The 385-nt window shown below is 32.5% G+C and carries 1 protein-coding gene; it reads right to left on the bottom strand.

Annotated elements, in window-relative coordinates:
* A partial coding sequence (locus M1M07_RS32595) for a Fur family transcriptional regulator (RefSeq protein WP_248676816.1) occupies window positions 1–180 on the bottom strand: 180 nt, incomplete at its 3' end.
* Between the last annotated feature and the right edge of the window lie 205 nt (window positions 181–385).

The following is a 385-nucleotide window of genomic DNA, read 5'->3' as shown; positions in this document are numbered from 1 at the left end:
GTATACAGTTGCCATGCTGATATTGGCAACTGAGTCTTTAAGATCATCATAAATCATTTCAACGCTTGGATGAGTATGATGATTGATTAAGTAATTTAAGATGGTTTTCCGTTGGGGAGTAAGACGGACCTTGTTTTCACGGAGATGATCAAGAGCTCGATCAAATTCTGCTTCTGCCATAATGTCGTCCCCTTTCTTAAAATAATTATAATCTAATGATATTATAACATTTACATTCACTAATTCAAAACATATAATAATTAACAGTCAGATAATAATTATTCTAAAGAGGGAGAGAGTGATATGGATCAAAGTATCGCACGTAATGGAAAAAGATATAGTCGCTTTTGGTTTATTTTTACTTTATTAGTTGGTACCTTTACGA

Source organism: Rhodococcus sp. HM1 (assembly GCF_023218075.1).
GTDB lineage: Bacteria > Actinomycetota > Actinomycetes > Mycobacteriales > Mycobacteriaceae > Rhodococcus.
Note: the sequence above shows the minus strand (reverse complement) of the source record. Positions and strands in the feature narration are given on the sequence as shown.